The following is a 16855-nucleotide window of genomic DNA, read 5'->3' on the forward strand; positions in this document are numbered from 1 at the left end:
TGCAAAAAATAAATTGACACCTTTGCAAAACCGATGATAAAATCGTCAACATACGAGATCGAAGTTTGAATTAATTACCATTCAGAAAGGGGGTACGGTGTTTATGTTTAACAATTTTCCCGCTCACGTTCAGAGCGACCGCAAACAACAGAATACCGTAGTAACCCCTGCAGGCTTCAATGGAGCGTTGTTGTACCGAATCCTTTCGTACAATTAGGCATGTGAGAAAAGCAGCTTATCCATTTCGCGGCGGTTACTTGCGCAGGTCGAGTAGCGTATGCGACATATGTTAAAGTTATTAAGGCATATCGTTTACGGACGATATGCCTTTTTTGCTGTTTTCATGCTATTGGAATGCGCTTGAATAGCTAAGCGCCCTGGCAACTGCATCACCTATTGGGAGTAAAAGGCGGTTTCCGGCACCTGTAGAGGTTAGAAAGACAACAAACTGGATGTAGAGAAAAGGAGGAAACCTTCGCTATGTTTTCTGTACTAAAAAATTTGGGATGGTTCTTTAAAAGAGAAAAAAGGCGGTATATAATCGGCCTGATTCTGCTAATCGTGGCAGGAATCATTGAACTCGCACCGCCAAGGCTGCTTGGCAGCGCTATCGACGAGATCGTGGCCGGCACCGTTACCTGGAATTCGCTGACCATTTATATCTTGCTCATCATCGCCGTCCTCGCCGTTATTTATCTGATCACGTACATATGGATGCATAAATTGTTCGGTGGCTCCAATCTGGTGGAGCGTTTGCTGCGTACCCGATTTATGAACCATTTGTTGGGCATGACGCCCCCGTTCTTTGAACGTAGCCGGACAGGCGACCTGATGGCCCGCGCGACGAACGATCTGCGCTCGGTAGCGGCAACCGTCGGCTTCGGGATGCTGACGCTGACGGATTCCACCGCTTATCTGTCGGTCATTTTTATTGCGATGAGTACGCTGATCAGTTGGAAGCTGACCTTGGCCGCGATCATCCCTCTTCCCTTTATCGCGCTGGCGATGAAAATTTACGGCCGGATCATTCATGAGCGTTATACGCTTGCCCAGGATGCCTTCGGGGACATGAACGATCAGGTGTTGGAATCGGTAGCCGGCATTCGCGTCATCCGCGCCTATGTTCAGGAGCGGAATGACGAAAAACGGTTTGAGGAGATTACGAACGACGTGTACCAAAAAAATCTGGCCGTGGCCAAAGTGGATGCCTACTTTGAACCGACCATCCGCCTTTGTGTCGGGCTCAGTTATGCGATCGGCCTGACCTACGGCATTTATCTCGTATTTAACAATGAACTGACCCTAGGCGATCTCGTATCTTTCAACATGTACCTGGGGATGATGATTTGGCCGATGTTTGCGATCGGCGAACTGATCAACGTCATGCAGCGCGGCGGCGCTTCGCTGGATCGCGTGAACGAAACGTTGAATGTACGCCCCGACGTCGAGGACCCGGAGCATCCGGTGGATATCGCCAAACCGGAAAGCATCGAATTCAAAGACGTCACGTTCCGCTATCCGACCTCGACCATTAACAATCTGGAGAATATCGGCTTGACCATCCGGCGCGGCGAAACCCTCGGCATTGTAGGCAGAACCGGCAGCGGGAAATCGACGCTGTTGAAACAATTGCTGCACGAGTATCCGTCCGGAAGCGGTGAGCTTGCGATCTCAGGCGTTCCGATCGGGCAGATTGCCCTAAACCGGTTACACGGATGGATCGGCTATGTGCCTCAAGAACAGGTGCTGTTCTCCAAAACGGTCCGGCAAAACATCCAGTTCGGACTTTCCGACGCGCCGGATGAAGTCATCATGGAAGCGATCCGGACCGCAGCCTTCGACCAGGACCTCGGCACATTGTCCGATGGGCTGGATACGCTTGTCGGCGAAAAAGGCGTCGCCCTGTCCGGTGGCCAGAAACAGCGCGTCTCGCTGGCAAGAGCGTTTATCGCCGATCCGGACATCCTGATTCTTGACGACGCCCTGTCCGCGGTCGATGCACGGACGGAGGCCCGGATTATCGGGAATATCCGAAGTAAACGCTCCGGCAAAACAACGCTCATTTCCACGCACCGCTTATCGGCGATCGAACATGCCGACTGGATCGTCGTGCTGGAAAAGGGGCGCATCATCGAGCAAGGTACCCACGAAACGCTGCTGCAGTCCGGCGGCTGGTACCGTGAACAATATGAACGCCAGCAGGTGGAATCCAACCTGACTGACGGGGAGGTGTCCTAAGATGCACACCCATACGGGAAAAGCACTGTTTAAATACGCCTTAACGGCGAAAAATACATTCATTCTGGCTTTAGTCATGCTGGCAATCGGTGTGGCCGCCGAACTGGCCGGCCCGTTTCTGGCCCGGACGATGATCGACGATCATATGCTGGCGATCGAGAAGCCGTTCTTCGAAACGGCGAAAGCCGGTGACAGCACCGTCGCCTATGACGGAGTCAATTTCAAACGGGGCGATCGGTTTGCCGACGGGGAAGTCCGCGGAGCCGAGGCCCGCATTTTACAAGTCGGCAAATCCTTCGTTTTCGTAAACTCCGCGGTACCCAACGTCTCCGGCGACCGCAGCTTCAAAGACGGTATTCTAAGCTTCTCCCATAACGGAGAAGTCACCGAATATCCGGCCCAAAAGTTGGGAGCATCCGAAGTGTTTGCTTTTTACAAGCCCGAAATCCCCGGCATTCTGACATTGGTCGGCTGGTATTTCGTTTTCCTGGCCGTCTCGATTGTCATGGAATTCGGCAAAACTTACTGGCTGCAATCATCGGCCAATAAAGTCATTCAAAAATTGCGGATGGACGTGTACGCTCATATTCAGCGTCTGCCGGTTCATTTCTTCGATAATCTTCCGGCAGGGAAAGTCGTCTCCCGGGTCACGAACGACACAGAGGCGGTGAAGGATCTGTTTATCGCCGTATTGGCCAACTTTTTCTCGGGTATCATCAATATGCTCGGCGTGTTCGTCGCCCTGTTCCTGCTCGATGTCCGGCTTGCGCTGATCTGTCTATTCGTCGTACCAATTATCTGGCTTTGGGTGGTGCTGTACCGGAAATTCGCCACCAAATACAACACGATCATCCGCTCAAGACTGAGCGAAATCAACGCCATTATCAATGAATCGATTCAGGGCATGTCGATCATCCGGATTTTCCGCCGCGAGGCGCAAACCAAAGCAGAATTCGAAAACTTGAACGACGATTATATGAAGCATCAGAACAAGATGCTGAATTTGAACGCATTTACTTCGCATAATCTGGTTAACGTAATCCGAAGCCTTTCGTTCGCCGTAGTCCTCTGGTACTTCGGTTCCGCGCAATTGACCGGCGCCGGCATCATCTCGCTCGGCGTGCTGTATGCCTTCGTCGACGTGCTCGGCCGTTTGTTCCAGCCGATTACCGGAATGGTCAACCAGTTGGCGGCTCTGGATTCCTCCTTGGTCTCGGCCGGCCGTGTATTCACCCTCATGGATGAGCCGGGCGAACCCGTCACTGACGGATCGATGCCGCGTTACAAAGGAAATGTGGAATTCAAAGACGTATCGTTCGCTTACAAACGGGATTATGTGCTGAAGAATATTTCATTCGAAGCGAAGCAGGGTCAAACCGTGGCGCTCGTCGGGCATACCGGCTCAGGCAAAAGTTCGATCATCAATCTGCTGTTCCGGTTTTATGACCCGCAAAAAGGCAGCATCACGATTGATGGACAGCCGGTAAAAGATTTGCCTAAACAGTGGATCCGCCAGCATATGGGGATTGTACTGCAGGATCCTTACCTGTTCACCGGCACGATCGCTTCGAATGTGAGTCTGGGCGACGAGCGCATCTCCCGCGAGACAGTTGAAAAGGCCCTGGAGGATGTTGGAGCGAATCGCATCCTCGCTCACCTGCCTAAAGGACTCGATGAGCCGGTCGTCGAAAAAGGCAGCACCCTGTCCGCAGGCGAACGCCAACTGATTTCGTTCGCGCGTGCGCTGGCCTTCGATCCGGCGATCCTCATTCTCGATGAGGCTACCGCCAACATCGATACGGAAACCGAAGCACTGATCCAATCCGCGCTCGAAGTGCTCAAACGGGGGCGGACGACCTTCATCATCGCCCACCGGTTGTCCACGATCCGCAGCGCGGATCAGATTCTCGTCCTGCACCGCGGTGAAATCGTCGAATGCGGCACGCACGAGGAACTGCTCGCGCAAGGTGGTCGCTATTATCAAATGTACCGCCTGCAGCTGGGTACAACGGAAGCCCCGGCATCCCCCGGGCCCGCTATGCAAGCGGCAGTAAACCGGATTTAATATCGCACGAACCGGCAAACCGGCTGGATACGGGGCTTCCTCCCTGTGCCGGCCGGTTTTTTCATGCCAAAAAGTATATTGCAAATCAAGAACAAATGTTCTATAATTGTGAAAGTTGTTACAAACTTTCTGGAGGCTATCGTATGATAAAAAGAATCCCCACCCCATTCAGCTATTCTTCAGCAGTATCTGCCGGAGATTATGTATTTATCGGACTGCACCGTGGCATTGGCGAAACGTTTCAGGAGCAGATTCATGACCTGTTTACACATTTGCAAAGAACGCTCCGGCAGTGTGATACGTCTCTAGATCAGATCGTCAAAGTTTCGGTCCATTTGAAGCATATTGAAGATCTGCCGGCCATGGAGAAAGTGTTTCTCGATTATTTTGAGCCGGATCAGTTTCCTGCGAGAATGACGACGACCACAGCATTTATTGATGACGATTGCCTCCTCATGATCGAAGGGATTGCGTACAATCCAGGTTTGACCTCCACTTCTACCTAAACGGTTCGCTAATGTTCCCGGTATTAAGGTAATCACATCTGGGATTCCGGCGGGAAGACTAATCCTTCTACTAAAAGCTGTCTAACGAAGTCTTTAGGACTTCGTTAGACGGCTTCTACATCAGACTCTGTTATTATTTCTGTTGCGCAATTTCAACCGTATAGTTACTCGAAACATACGTTTCCGTTTTGGAATCCGTTATGACTTGGGGATAGAATTTACCTGCTTCCGGAGATAGCAATTCATAATATACGATCGCTTTATTCTCTTTCGTAAATTCCACCTTCGCCACACGTATGCCGTAGCCCGGATGCGGCTGTTCATATCGGGTCAGAACGACCTTGTTAATCTGATCATTAACTTTCTCGATAGTGAACGATACGTTTTGCTGGGCGTTCTCTTCATTCTCCTTATATTTCTCCACATATTCGGCTGCATTATACACTATCCGTGCGGCTTCAATCCGCGTCATGGTAGCCGTCGGATAGAACTTGCCCTGATCGTCCAGCTCCGTAATTTTCATGAGCAGCAATCTCTGAATGCTTCCGGAATAAAGAACATTGCCTTTATCCGCATCCTTCACTTCAATATACATTTTAATCATGGGATAATTTCCGGTTGCGGAGATCGCCTGATCCAAAATATACGCAAACTGCTCCTTGGAAATCTCACTATTCCATTTAAAATTGTCCGGCAGCTTGATTCCATGCTCTTCTGCAGCCTTCTGCGCTGAGGTATACCATGGATTTTTGCCATGATCATTTTTGAATGGTTTGATATCATTTTTATTCTGTAGTCCGAGTGCATTGAGAATCATGTATACCCCCTGAGCACCGGTCAATTTGCCGCGGGGAACAAACTTGTCTTTCGAGATCCCCTGAATAATCCCTTTTTGCTGCAGGGACTCCGTAATTTTTGCGTCTTGTCCTTGGACATCGCTAAACGCCGATGCCGATGAAGCCAGCAACAAGGAACCCGATAAGAGCAATGCGGCCGCTGTCTTGATTTTTGTATTTTTCATTTGTAATCACCTCTGCCCCCTAGACGCAGCAAGTTTCATAAAGGTTGCATGTTTCTTCCTTTCATTGAGCCCTGTCGGAACTCCTCTCTCTAAAGAGAAAGAATTCCGGACTTTATGATTTTGCAGATCTTAGGCTGCTCCGTTCATTTTACGGCAAATTTCCGCGCACTGGCGGCACATGGCTGCGCAATCCTTGCAGTGCTCATGTTCATGCTTTTCACATTCCTCCGCACACGCCTCGCAGGCTTTGACGCAAAGCTGACAAATTTCCTTCGCAAACGGCGTGTTCCGGGACAATGCTTCGGCGGTAAAAGCGCAAATGTCTGCACACTCACGGTTCAGCCGGATACAATCTCTCAGCATGGCCAATTCATATTCTTTCAGACTGGAGACATAGCAGTAATTACATGCATTCATACATTGGAGACACGCATCGATGTATTCACGGTATTTTTCCTGGATCATAGTTCAATAACCTCCCGATGTTGAGTTGCAAATGTAAACACGCTCTTTATGTATTACCATGTTCACGAGACTATGAAACGTTAAGGAAAGGATACCCCGCTGCTTTTGCCTTGCTTCAGAATTTGCTTCGGCTCTGCTTCAGGTCTGCTTATGGTATGCTTTATGCTTACTCAGGTTTCTCTTCCATGTCTTTCAATCGTCCGGCAAGTGCCGTCTGATCGAAATGCTCGCCAATAAATACGGCTACATCCGGAACATCGCCCTGTGGAGTTATTTTGAGATAATCAGCCTCACGGTACGCATATTGAAACAAAAAGCGGCTTGAAGTATCGGAAAACCGCAATATCCCTTTCCCCCTATAGATTTCACGGGGCAAGTCCTTAATAAATTGTTCGAACACCACACTGTTCACCGGCCCTGAAAAATAGTGGGTATAGACGGTCACATGATCGTGAGAGGCGTGCGAATGAGTTGCAAGGGAATCTGTTGCATGGTAATGTTCGGCTTCCTCATGATGTTCATGGACAGGGTCAAGTTTTTGTTCATGAACGTGCTTGGGACTTTCAGGAGGGAACTGATCCTCCTGATGTTGTCTTTTTTCCAGCAGGTATGGCAGGTCTACCTCGCACTTGACGGCCGGGATGACACGGGCATACGGATTCAACTTGCCCAGGAGTTCCTTCATCTCCTGCTGCGTTTCCGGAGATATACGGTCGATTTTGTTCAGGATCAGGTCGGAACCGCAGCGGATTTGCTCCAGCATCAGCCGATAGGTTTTCCCTTGCTGCGATGCATACAGCTCCGCCAGATGAGCGGCATCCACGACCGTAATCATCGGCCGGATATCCAATTTCATATAAAGCGACGATTCCGTCACCGCATCGAAGATCTCCATCGGGTTGGCTGCCCCGGTCGCTTCAATCACTACCACATCCGGCCGTTCCTGTTTAACCAGCTCATACAGTTGCACGCTCAAATCTCCCCGGATCGTACAGCAGATACAACCGCCAAGCATTTCAGCCATAGGTACCTCTTCCCTGATAAGCTGGCCGTCCAGGTTTATTTCTCCCAATTCGTTCATAATGACAGCAGGTCGCAAGCCGAGGTCTTTCCAGTAGGATAACAGGTGCTGCAGCAAAGTTGTTTTACCGCTTCCCAAAAATCCGGACAAAATATATATAGGCGTGGTTCCATGTTCTACTTCCATAATTACCTTCCTCCGTCATTGATCTCTCTTCCCATGAAAGCGAGTTTACACCAAGGCGATAAATCACGCAACTTTCAGAAGTGAAGTTCTTCCGCCAAGTTCGTCATTATCTGCCAAAAGCCATTATGAACGATATTCGCGGAATATGGTAAAGTATAAATACAGCATCCTACATGCAGAAAGGATATAGCGAAAATGAGATCCGTTGATGAACACCGGAATGAAGCCCCGCAGCAGGTGTCTTGCATGGTCGTAACCGTATCGGATACCCGCACGTCGGAAAATGATTCAAGCGGCCAGTTGATGCAGCAACTCCTTACTGAACATGGCTACGAAGTTGTTAGATATGAGATAGTCAAAGATGAATACGACGGAATCCGCCAACTACTGCGCGAAGCGGTATCCAGCCGTTCGGTCGAGGCCGTGCTGCTTACCGGGGGGACGGGGATTGCGCCGCGGGATACGACTTATGAAGCGGTGCGCAGCCTGCTAAATAAGGAATTGCCGGGCTTCGGCGAAATATTCCGTTATTTAAGCTACACCGAGGATATCGGCCCTGCCGCGATATTAAGCCGGGCGATTGCGGGTACGATCGGCAATATGGCCGTGTTCTCGATGCCCGGTTCCAAGGGAGCGGTTAAGCTTGCCATGGAAAAGATTATTCTCCCGGAACTACGGCACGTAATGCGGGAAATATACAAGAAATAAATCTGCCGCTCTTTAAGCGAAAACAAAACAACTTGAACCTGAAAACAATGAAACCCCTCCTCGCAGAATGAAAATGATTCCGCAGGGAAGGGGTTTATTTTTATTAGGGGTTGTCTTGATCGTTCATCCGATCCAGCACCTTGTCAAAGACCGACTTTATGTCCTTACTGTACTTACTCTTCTGGATCCCGCTTGAAGCATATACGAGCGCCGTGTTCCCTTTTTGGGAAATGACGGACGTTTCGCTTGCCGCCGCAGCCGCCGTCGATCCATTCTTAACCCCATACATTTCCCCGATCTCCCGAATCCGGTCGCTCTCGCTAGGGTAAACATGAACGAGCAAAAAATGACGGGCATCGCCATTGATAAAATAACTGTAGCTGATATTGCCGTCCAGCCCTTCCGCATACGTTTCGTGCGTGAGCCGGATGCTGCGCTTGGAGCATTCCGCCTTCAATGTTTGGAGAAGCGCTGTGTTTAGCGTAGTCCCGCTGAGCAGTTGTCGCTCATTTCCCTTCGCATAACTTTTCATATTGTACTTGTCCAATTCGTCCCGGGCCATCCGCTGTCCGCCCTCGCTGCAGCCTGCAGCGAGTGACAAAGCCAGCAAGGAACTCAACCCTATCAACCACCATCTCATAGCTATCCCTTCCCTTTCAAGGCTCGCTTTTTTCGATGGTGTTAGAATACCTATTTCGCGTCCAATTTATACCATAGTCCTTGGATAATCACCAGTAGATGAATGCAGGGTATCTTCATATAAAAAGGCCCATGCCCAATTGTTGCGGCATAAGCCTTTCTTGCTGATTTCTTGGATTACATTAGCGAAATAACCTGACGGCCTACAGCCTTCCCTTCAAGCACCGTGCTCAAAGCTTCGGGTAGCCGGTCGAGACCATAGACTGTTACCCAATGTCTTAATGCAGTCTCCGGCTTCCATTCTCCGGCCAGACGCTCCCACAACTTCAGCCGCATAGGCATCGGGCAGAGTACGGAATCAATCCCTAACAGATTGACGCCCCGTAAAATAAACGGATATACGGTGGCGTCGTAATTACCGCCGGCAGCCATACCGGACAAGGCAAGCGAACCGCCGTATTTCACGCTCTTCAGCAAATCGCCCGTAACGGCTCCGCCCACAGGATCGACCACGGCGGCCCACAATTCCTTGCCTAGCGCACCTTTGGAGCCGGAGGCGGCTTCCTCCCGGCTGAGCACCCGGGCCGCTCCAAGAGCCTGCAGCTTGTCTGCCATAGCAGCCTTGCCCGTTACCGCCGCCACTTCAAAACCAAGCTTGCCCAGCATGGAAACTGCCATGCTGCCGACGCCGCCGGTTGCTCCGGCGACCAGCACCGGGCCGCTTGCCGGGGTAACCCCGTTCGCAAGCAGTCGTTCCACTGACAAAGCTGCAGTAAATCCGGCAGTTCCGATACCCATGGCTTCCAGCGGCGACAAGCCCGCCGGCAGCGGCACCAGCCAGTCCCCTGGGACTCTGGCGAACTCGGCGAAGCCTCCTTCGTGGCTTACGCCGAGACCATACCCGGTGCAGAGCACAAGATCGCCCGGACGAAACCGTTCATCCCGGGAATCCGTTACCTCTCCGGCCAGATCGATGCCGGGAATGAACGGATATTGTCTTACGATTTTCCCGTCCGGGATCGAAGCTAATCCGTCCTTGTAATTCACGCTGGAATAATGAACGGAAATCGTTACGTTCCCCTCCGGCAAATCGTTCAAGGTTATTTGTTCGCTTCCAGAACGAAATCCTGATTCATCTTTATGCACGCGAAAAGCCCGAAACTGCTCCATGGTGCCTTCCTCCTTAGAAAATGAGCATGACGTCTACCGCGACTACTATTCTGACTGGACTATATTCTATCGTGCTAACCTACAAGAAAGGATGCTCGTGCTTCACCAGCAGAACTTGCCAGCGGCGTTCCACTTCCTGCTCGAACGCCTTGAGCGCAGCTTCATTCTCCGGCTTGAGCAAATGGCGTGTTTTCCCCATCGTTTTCAGCCAATCGGTCAACGGAACGCGCTTCGTCTTCTCTTCCGGATTGTAGGTGATACTTGTTTGTCCATGCTCCACTTCATAAAGCGGAAAGAAGCACGAATTAACGGCCGCATCCACGATATTCGTTCCCTCATCATCTTTGCTGATCCAGTTCAGCGGACAGGCTATCAATATTTTACCATAAACGAGCCCCTCGTTCTGGGCGTACCACTGCGCTTTTGCCGCTTTTTTCACCAGATCCTGAGGATACGCCTCACTGCCGGTAAATACGTAAGGAATATTGGTTGCCGCCATAATTTGCGCGGTATCCTTATGATGGAACACTTTACCCTGCTGCGCCGAACCGAGATTGGACGTTGAAGTCCGGTGACCGAGCGGTGTCGAATAGGACAGCTGTGCGCCAGTATTCATATAACCCTCATTGTCGTATTCCACGATAATCATCTTATGATTCCGCAAAGCTGCGCCAATGGCCGGTCCCATCCCGATATCCATGCCGCCGTCTCCGGTTACCATGACAAAGGTGAAATCGTCTTTCAGGCCGAGCCCGTCGAACTCGCCTCTTCGTTTGCGTTCCCAGAACATTTCCACCAGCCCGGACAGCGTGGCTGCCCCGTTTTGGAACAGGTTGTGGATGTAAGTCGCTTTATGAGATGAGTACGGATAACCCGTTGTCGTAACCATGGCGCAGCCCGTATGGAACAGCGCTACGATGTCTCCTTCAATGCCTTTAAAGAACAACTCCAGCCCGGAAAAAATACCGCAGCCCGGACAAGCGCCGTGTCCCGGTGCAATCCGTTTCGGCTTTTTGGTCAAAGCGCGAAGCGGAGGAATCCGGACACCCAGCTTGCCGGTTTCTTCGTTCCGGGTTACCGTGATTAGTCCGGTTTTCAAGTCTTCGAAGCGTAAGGGATTCAGCACGCGTGTCGGTGCTTTCTCTCTGTCGCCTGGTGTATGCCCGTAATAATCGAACGCTACTTCAACCCGGTCCTGCTTCGCCGCTTCGATGGCCAGCGAGAACAGATGATGACCGTCCTCTGCATAAAACTCCTTACCGCCGAGGCCGTATACCCGGCTCACTACCTTGGTCGTGTGGTTTCCGAGCGTAAACAAGGCGGCCTTGATTTCATTGCTCATATTGCCGCCGTGAGCTCCGTAGGAATCGCCTCGGTCACCGATAGTAACTGCCTTGACGTTCTTCAGCGCCTCGGCAATTTGTTTTTGCGGGAACGGACGAATGATGTTTGGGGCGATCGAGCCTGCCTTGATGCCTTGGCGGCGCAAATCGTCGACGACATCCTTGATGATTTCCGAAGCGGAGTTCATCAGGAACACGGCGACTTCTGCATCTTCCATCCGGTACAGGTCCAGTATCGGATACTCCCGTCCAGTTAATTCGGCATACTCGCCGGCAATTCGTTCAAACACGGCCTCCGCATTGTACATAGCCTGCGATTGCTGATAACAGTTGTTAATATAGTCAGGTTCGTTCATGTAAGGACCGACCGTAATCGGATTGTCCCGGTCCAGTGTATGCAGGAAACCGGCTGGCGGATGCTCGCCGACAAATTTAGTTACGTCTTCGTTGTTAGCGAATGTGCTGACGCGGCGTTTTTGATGGGACGTGAAATAACCGTCCGAAGCTACGAGCACCGGCAGGCGAACTTCAGGATCTTCCGCTAGCTTGATCGCCATGATGTTCATGTCGTAAACAGCTTGGGGATCACGGCACATCAAGATCGGCCAGCCCGTGTTCAGTGCAAAATACAAATCCGAGTGGTCGCCATGAATATCGAGCGGTCCGGAGACCGAGCGGCAAACGAGGTTCATAACCATCGGGAAACGAGTGCCTGACTGAACAGGCATTTGTTCCAGCATATACATATATCCGTTGGCGCTGGTTGCGTTAAATACGCGACCGCCCCCGGTGGAAGCCCCGAAGCAAATCCCGGCCGAGCTATGCTCGCCGTCCGAGGGAATCAGCTTGATATCGTGCTGCCCGTTTGCTTTCATGAGATCCAGGAATTGCGCTACCTCCGTAGACGGAGATATCGGAAAGTAACCCATGATGTGATAGTTGATCTGATGGGCGGCATAGGCCGCCATCTCATTACCCGATTCGAAAACGACGCGTTGTTCCACTTTGGCCGTTTTGCGTTCTTTTTCCATATTGATTGCCATTTAGGTAACCGCCCTTCCCAAAAATATTAGTGGACCGCCAAATCGAATAAATGAGGAATCCGATGCTGCTCGGCATACCCGTCGTCTTCCCGCTCTCCGGACAGAGCGTCCGTAGGACAGGCATGAATGCATTTCAGACAACCCTTGCAATATTGGTAGTCGATGCCTTTCAGGAACATTTGCGGACGGCCCTTCTTGTCCGGCAACTCCTCCCAGACGAAACAGTTATCCGGACAAACATTGTCGCACTGAGCGCAATGAATGCACGATTCTTCCTTAAAATGAGGCATCATCCCGGAGCGGGATATGCTGAGATCCTTAAGCATGCTGTTGCCCGGGTTCGTAATCAGTCCGCCGATCGGTTGCGTCTCGTAGCCCAAGACAGGCGTGTCCGCACGGACAAAAGCAGGCATGGCCGCTCCCTCCGGCAACGTAAACGTCTGAATAACCACTTCCTGATAACCGCGTTCAAACGTTGCTAATGCGGGTGCTACCGTCTGAGGATATTTCTTCTCCAGCGATTTACGGATAACGCCCTTCATCGTTTCGGGATCCAGAAACGGACATAACCGGAACATCGCTCCCAACATCGCCATATTAACGCGATTGTTCTCATCCAGTGCGATACCGGTTGCATCGATGACGGCGATCGTCCCGCCGATCAGCTTCATCTTTTCTTTTAATTGTTCAGGCGTTTTACGCGAGTTTACGAGCACGGTGCTGTCCTCGTAAATTCCGCTGATGACATTGACCGTCTTCGCCAGCGCCTCTTGGAATATACTAACAATATGCGGCCGCTCCACCGGAGAAGTATCACGGATGGAAGTCTCCATATCACAAAAACGGATATGGGCTTTTACAGGTGAACCCTTTTTCTCCGAGCCATAGGATGAGAAGCTGACGCCATTCAGGCCCGCACCTTCCACACCGGCTTCGGCAAGCATTTTCCCGGCAAGATTAGCTCCTAATCCCCCAATGGATTCCAAGCGGATTTCAAAAAAGCCCAGTTCGTTCAGTTTGGGTAATTGTACCACGCGTTTGACTCCCTTCTTCGCCACTGCGAAATCATAACGACGTAAAATGAGTAAAAAATGTCACACAAAATAGTGCCTTGATTAATGTTTATCATAGAAACAGTGTGACGAATGTAACAAATGTCATATGGACAATCTCGGAGTAGCAATTGTGCGGGGGTTGTCATATTCACTCAAGAATGTCGAAAAAAAGGGGGACCGGTTTGAAAAAACTCGATTTCTGCGCTTTCCCGAGAAATAATTTTTGAAACCATAAGAAAAACGTCTATCGACATACCTCCGAAGTAGACAGACTGCAGTTAGCGGAAGTTTTTCTTGCGATGATAGAATCGTTCAGCTCCGCTGAAAACTTATAAATTCTATAATCTTCAAAAAAACCCCGGAAGTCTCTATCAAGACATCCAGGGCTTCACTTTATTCTTCCAGTTGGCTCATATGTTCCTCGATCATTCTCTGCTTCAGTTCCCAGGCTTCCTGGCTCAGATTGACCCGATAGATTTCCGGGTTTAACTTACGCAAATACTCCGGCCAGAACATGTTCAGTTGATCCTGGTGATGATTACGAATTTCTTCCAACTGCGGGAGATCATAAACTAATTCGCCTCCCGCAAAAACCGGCTGCAGCATTGATATGGCTTCATAGTCCTTGACCGATTTCTTGAGATAGGGATGGACCGGATCAAACAGCCGCAGCTTCCCGCCTGACCTGGCCTGGTCTTCATGCGGCAAACAGATATAATCGGCAATCGCCTTGCCGCTCTCCTTGCTAACGATGCGAAGCAGATCCTTCTTACCCGGGGAGGTCACCTTTTCGGGATTGCCGGAAATTTTAATCGTCGGCTCCATGACTCCGTTCCGTTCCCGTTCCACCAGCTTGTACACCCCGCCCAGCGCCGGCTGGTCCGCCGCCGTAATCAGTTGGGTACCCACGCCCCAAACATCGATTCTGGCCCCTTGGGCCTTCAGATTGAACATTGTGTTCTCGTCAAGGTCGTTTGACGCCACAATTTTCACGTAAGGCAGTCCCGCCTCGTCCAGCATTCTACGTGCCTGAATGGATAAATACGTGAGGTCCCCGCTGTCCAGCCGGATGCTGCCAAGCCGCTTTCCTTCAGCTTCAAGCAGCTTGGCCGTACGAATCGCGTGCGGAACCCCGCTCTCCAGCGTATCGAAGGTATCGACCAAAAGCGAAAGATAATCCGGCAAGGCTTTGGCATAGATCTCAAACGCTTCTTGCTCGGAATCAAAAATCTGGACCCAGGAATGGGCGTGCGTGCCTTTCGTCGGAATGCCGAAGGTTTCGCCCGCCAGCAAATTGGATGTGGCGTCAAAGCCGGAAATGTAAGCCGCCCTTGCGCCCCAAACCGCCGCATCGGCCTCTTGAGCCCGGCGGGAACCGAATTCCAACAGTACATCCTTCTCGGCAACGCGTTTGATGCGGGAAGCTTTCGTGGCAATCAGCGTCTGAAAATTCATAAAGTTAAGCAGTGCGGTTTCAACGAGCTGCGTTTCCATGATCGAGCCTTCTACCCGGATCAGGGGCTCATTAGGAAAGCAGAGATCCCCTTCTTGAAGCGAAAAAAGGTTTCCTCGAAATCGAAAATCCCGCAGCAGTTCCAGAAACTCGGGCTTGTAGTTTTCCTCCTGCTGCGCTAAGTACGCCAGATCCTTGTCGGTAAAGCGCAGGTTCGAGATATATTGGACAATACGTTCCAGCCCCGCAAAAACGGCATAACCGTTGCCAAAGGGAAGCTTGCGGAAATAAGCTTCAAACACGGCTTTGCGGTTATGGCTTCCGTTAATCCAGTGCGCATAAATCATATTGATTTGATATTTATCCGTATGCAGCGCCAAATGTTCACTTAGCATGGTGTCTCATCCTCTCTGGCTGTCCCGGATGACAGAAAGGGCAGCAATTTCTTATATGTATCTAGGTATAGATCGACAGCTGAGGCGTGAAATCCGTAAACCGGTACAACTGTGCGGGACGCTGCGAATATTGATTCGACAGCATCGGTTTATCGTTCTCGTCGCGAACTTCTTCGAGTATACCTTGGCGGCTTCGCGTCGAAGTAATTTTGCGGATGAAATTCAGCTCGGCAAAATCCGGAACCACCGTCTGGATGACCTGGTACAGCTCGCCCAGCGTAAAATGAGGCGGCAAAAACTGCCTGGCGATCGTCGTTTGCAACATTTGCTGCTGAATTCTCCGGTACGCGTCCTCAAGAATTTCGCGATGATCGAAAGCCAGGTCCAACTCTTCCAGCGCTTCCCTAACCGTAAACAGGCCCACTTCCTGCGCATCGTCGGCCGATTGGCGCTTTTCCAGCACCCATTCCTCCACTAACGCAAAAAAAGCGTGCGAAATAATCCAGCCGCGGGGGTCCCGCCCCGGTTTGCTATATACCCCTAAATACTCCAGATGGTGACCGTCGACTCCGGTCTCCTCCTTCAATTCCCGGCGCGCCGTCTCAAACAGCGACTCGTCCTCTTGCGAAAAACCGCCCGGAAGCGCCCAGGCGCCGGCAAATGGCCAACTTCTGCGGCGAATCAGCATCACCTTGAGATCAAAGCGCGGCAATGACTTTGTAGAAGCTTTACGCTCCTGCCTCGTCAGCGTAAACATGACTATATCAGCCGGAATGCCGTCCGGTGTCCGATATTTTTTTACTTCGTCTTCCCGGTAAGCGTGCTGTTCCTCATTGCTCATTACGATCACCACATCAGTCGTTTGATAACGCAGTGCCTGACCGGCACGGGCGTTCCAGATATTTCATCACATTAATAACTCAATTCATTCTATTACGGACAAACGGTTATCCCTGCTCTCGCGGCAAGCGAAAAGTTGCCGTAGCGATACAGCCGAGCACGCCTTCGTGATTCTTCACTTCCGCTCGCAGCGTCATGGTGCGACGGGTTTCATGCAGTACGAACGCCGTTGCGATCAGTTCACCTTTGCGCATCGGGCTTAAAAAATTCACATTCAAATGGGTCGTCACACCAAAGCTGCCTTCTTTCACGACGGCCACCAGCGTCCCCATCGCTTGATCCATCATCGATGACAGCACGCCGCCATGTACGATGCCCATGGAATTCAAATGGGGATCCCCGGCTGTTACTCCGATCTCGACATGACCCTGTTCGGCGGAAATCAGCTTCATTCCGAGCATGCCCCAAAACGACTGCTCTTCTTTACGCATGACCTCGTTCCAATCCATGAATCGTTACCTCCTGATGTCTTTATGAATATCTTGATAAGGCTATTATGACCATGCCCGTATTATAACCCTTTTTTGTCATGGCTCCGATTCACATATATTAAGAATCATAACCACCCGTCCAACGGGTGGTTTGCTCTTGGGGTATAACCCCCTGTTGCCAAACTGCGCCTAAAGACGCTAGCCTGACCATCAAAT

At 50.9% G+C, this 16855-nt stretch carries 14 protein-coding genes; 4 read left to right on the top strand and 10 right to left on the bottom strand.

The genetic code is table 11. The features are described from left to right. Positions 1-480: 480 nt before the first annotated feature. The 3 genes from DFP94_RS19855 to DFP94_RS19865 all read left to right on the top strand — a co-directional run bounded on the left by DFP94_RS19855 (position 481) and on the right by DFP94_RS19865 (position 4809). Positions 481-2238 carry an ABC transporter ATP-binding protein gene (locus tag DFP94_RS19855; protein WP_114498217.1) on the top strand — a complete coding sequence of 586 codons (1758 nt, stop codon included), beginning with the start codon at positions 481-483 and terminating at the stop codon, positions 2236-2238. 1 nt (position 2239) lies between these two features. After that, positions 2240-4303: an ABC transporter ATP-binding protein gene (locus DFP94_RS19860; RefSeq protein ID WP_114498218.1), complete on the top strand. Its 2064-nt coding sequence runs from the start codon at positions 2240-2242 to the stop codon at positions 4301-4303. 143 nt (positions 4304-4446) lie between these two features. Next, entirely contained in the window at positions 4447-4809 is a 363-nt protein-coding gene (locus tag DFP94_RS19865; protein ID WP_114498219.1) for a RidA family protein, read from the top strand. Between the two features lie 133 nt (positions 4810-4942). On the opposite strand, the gene DFP94_RS19870 is transcribed toward DFP94_RS19865, so the two are convergent. The 3 genes from DFP94_RS19870 to DFP94_RS19880 all read right to left on the bottom strand — a co-directional run bounded on the left by DFP94_RS19870 (position 4943) and on the right by DFP94_RS19880 (position 7502). Next, entirely contained in the window at positions 4943-5830 is an 888-nt protein-coding gene (locus tag DFP94_RS19870; RefSeq protein WP_114498220.1) for a protease complex subunit PrcB family protein, read from the bottom strand. Between the two features lie 129 nt (positions 5831-5959). After that, positions 5960-6295: a four-helix bundle copper-binding protein gene (locus DFP94_RS19875; protein WP_114498221.1), complete on the bottom strand. Its 336-nt coding sequence runs from the start codon at positions 6293-6295 to the stop codon at positions 5960-5962. A gap of 166 nt (positions 6296-6461) precedes the next feature. Beyond that, positions 6462-7502, bottom strand: coding sequence for a CobW family GTP-binding protein (locus DFP94_RS19880; RefSeq protein ID WP_114498222.1), 1041 nt, complete (start codon positions 7500-7502; stop codon positions 6462-6464). 195 nt (positions 7503-7697) lie between these two features. Here DFP94_RS19880 and DFP94_RS19885 point away from each other — a divergent pair, with 195 nt between their 5' ends. Continuing rightward, positions 7698-8210, top strand: a complete 513-nt coding sequence (locus DFP94_RS19885; protein WP_114498223.1) for a MogA/MoaB family molybdenum cofactor biosynthesis protein — start codon at positions 7698-7700, stop codon at positions 8208-8210. Positions 8211-8313: 103 nt separating this feature from the next. On the opposite strand, the gene DFP94_RS19890 is transcribed toward DFP94_RS19885, so the two are convergent. The 7 genes from DFP94_RS19890 to DFP94_RS19920 form a co-directional block, all read right to left on the bottom strand. After that, a complete protein-coding gene (locus DFP94_RS19890) occupies positions 8314-8850 on the bottom strand; it encodes a hypothetical protein (protein ID WP_114498224.1) in 537 nt (178 codons plus the stop codon). 176 nt (positions 8851-9026) lie between these two features. Further along, positions 9027-10019 (bottom strand): acrylyl-CoA reductase family protein, encoded by a 993-nt coding sequence (locus tag DFP94_RS19895; RefSeq protein WP_114498225.1) that lies wholly within the window; start codon positions 10017-10019, stop codon positions 9027-9029. A gap of 79 nt (positions 10020-10098) precedes the next feature. Further along, positions 10099-12405: a thiamine pyrophosphate-dependent enzyme gene (locus DFP94_RS19900; RefSeq protein ID WP_114498226.1), complete on the bottom strand. Its 2307-nt coding sequence runs from the start codon at positions 12403-12405 to the stop codon at positions 10099-10101. 26 nt (positions 12406-12431) lie between these two features. Beyond that, positions 12432-13439, bottom strand: a complete 1008-nt coding sequence (locus tag DFP94_RS19905) for a 2-oxoacid:acceptor oxidoreductase family protein (protein ID WP_114498227.1) — start codon at positions 13437-13439, stop codon at positions 12432-12434. 414 nt (positions 13440-13853) lie between these two features. Continuing rightward, a complete protein-coding gene (locus DFP94_RS19910; protein ID WP_114498228.1) occupies positions 13854-15308 on the bottom strand; it encodes a nicotinate phosphoribosyltransferase in 1455 nt (484 codons plus the stop codon). A gap of 61 nt (positions 15309-15369) precedes the next feature. Further along, positions 15370-16149 (bottom strand): NUDIX domain-containing protein, encoded by a 780-nt coding sequence (locus DFP94_RS19915; protein ID WP_114498229.1) that lies wholly within the window; start codon positions 16147-16149, stop codon positions 15370-15372. 106 nt (positions 16150-16255) lie between these two features. Next, positions 16256-16657, bottom strand: a complete 402-nt coding sequence (locus tag DFP94_RS19920; protein WP_114498230.1) for a PaaI family thioesterase — start codon at positions 16655-16657, stop codon at positions 16256-16258. Positions 16658-16855 lie beyond the last annotated feature (198 nt).

This window comes from Fontibacillus phaseoli, from assembly GCF_003337355.1.
GTDB lineage: Bacteria > Bacillota > Bacilli > Paenibacillales > Paenibacillaceae > Fontibacillus > Fontibacillus phaseoli.

Bases quoted from the DNA above. Each gene is read 5' to 3' on its own strand.
- DFP94_RS19865 (WP_114498219.1), top strand. From the start codon at position 4,447: ATGATAAAAAGAATCCCCACCCCATTCAGCTATTCTTCAGCAGTATCT.
- DFP94_RS19880 (WP_114498222.1), bottom strand. From the start codon at position 7,502: ATGGAAGTAGAACATGGAACCACGCCTATATATATTTTGTCCGGATTT.
- DFP94_RS19885 (WP_114498223.1), top strand. From the start codon at position 7,698: ATGAGATCCGTTGATGAACACCGGAATGAAGCCCCGCAGCAGGTGTCT.
- DFP94_RS19915 (WP_114498229.1), bottom strand. From the start codon at position 16,149: ATGAGCAATGAGGAACAGCACGCTTACCGGGAAGACGAAGTAAAAAAA.
- DFP94_RS19870 (WP_114498220.1), bottom strand. From the start codon at position 5,830: ATGAAAAATACAAAAATCAAGACAGCGGCCGCATTGCTCTTATCGGGT.
- DFP94_RS19875 (WP_114498221.1), bottom strand. From the start codon at position 6,295: ATGATCCAGGAAAAATACCGTGAATACATCGATGCGTGTCTCCAATGT.
- DFP94_RS19855 (WP_114498217.1), top strand. From the start codon at position 481: ATGTTTTCTGTACTAAAAAATTTGGGATGGTTCTTTAAAAGAGAAAAA.
- DFP94_RS19895 (WP_114498225.1), bottom strand. From the start codon at position 10,019: ATGGAGCAGTTTCGGGCTTTTCGCGTGCATAAAGATGAATCAGGATTT.
- DFP94_RS19890 (WP_114498224.1), bottom strand. From the start codon at position 8,850: ATGAGATGGTGGTTGATAGGGTTGAGTTCCTTGCTGGCTTTGTCACTC.
- DFP94_RS19920 (WP_114498230.1), bottom strand. From the start codon at position 16,657: ATGGATTGGAACGAGGTCATGCGTAAAGAAGAGCAGTCGTTTTGGGGC.
- DFP94_RS19900 (WP_114498226.1), bottom strand. From the start codon at position 12,405: ATGGCAATCAATATGGAAAAAGAACGCAAAACGGCCAAAGTGGAACAA.
- DFP94_RS19860 (WP_114498218.1), top strand. From the start codon at position 2,240: ATGCACACCCATACGGGAAAAGCACTGTTTAAATACGCCTTAACGGCG.
- DFP94_RS19910 (WP_114498228.1), bottom strand. From the start codon at position 15,308: ATGCTAAGTGAACATTTGGCGCTGCATACGGATAAATATCAAATCAAT.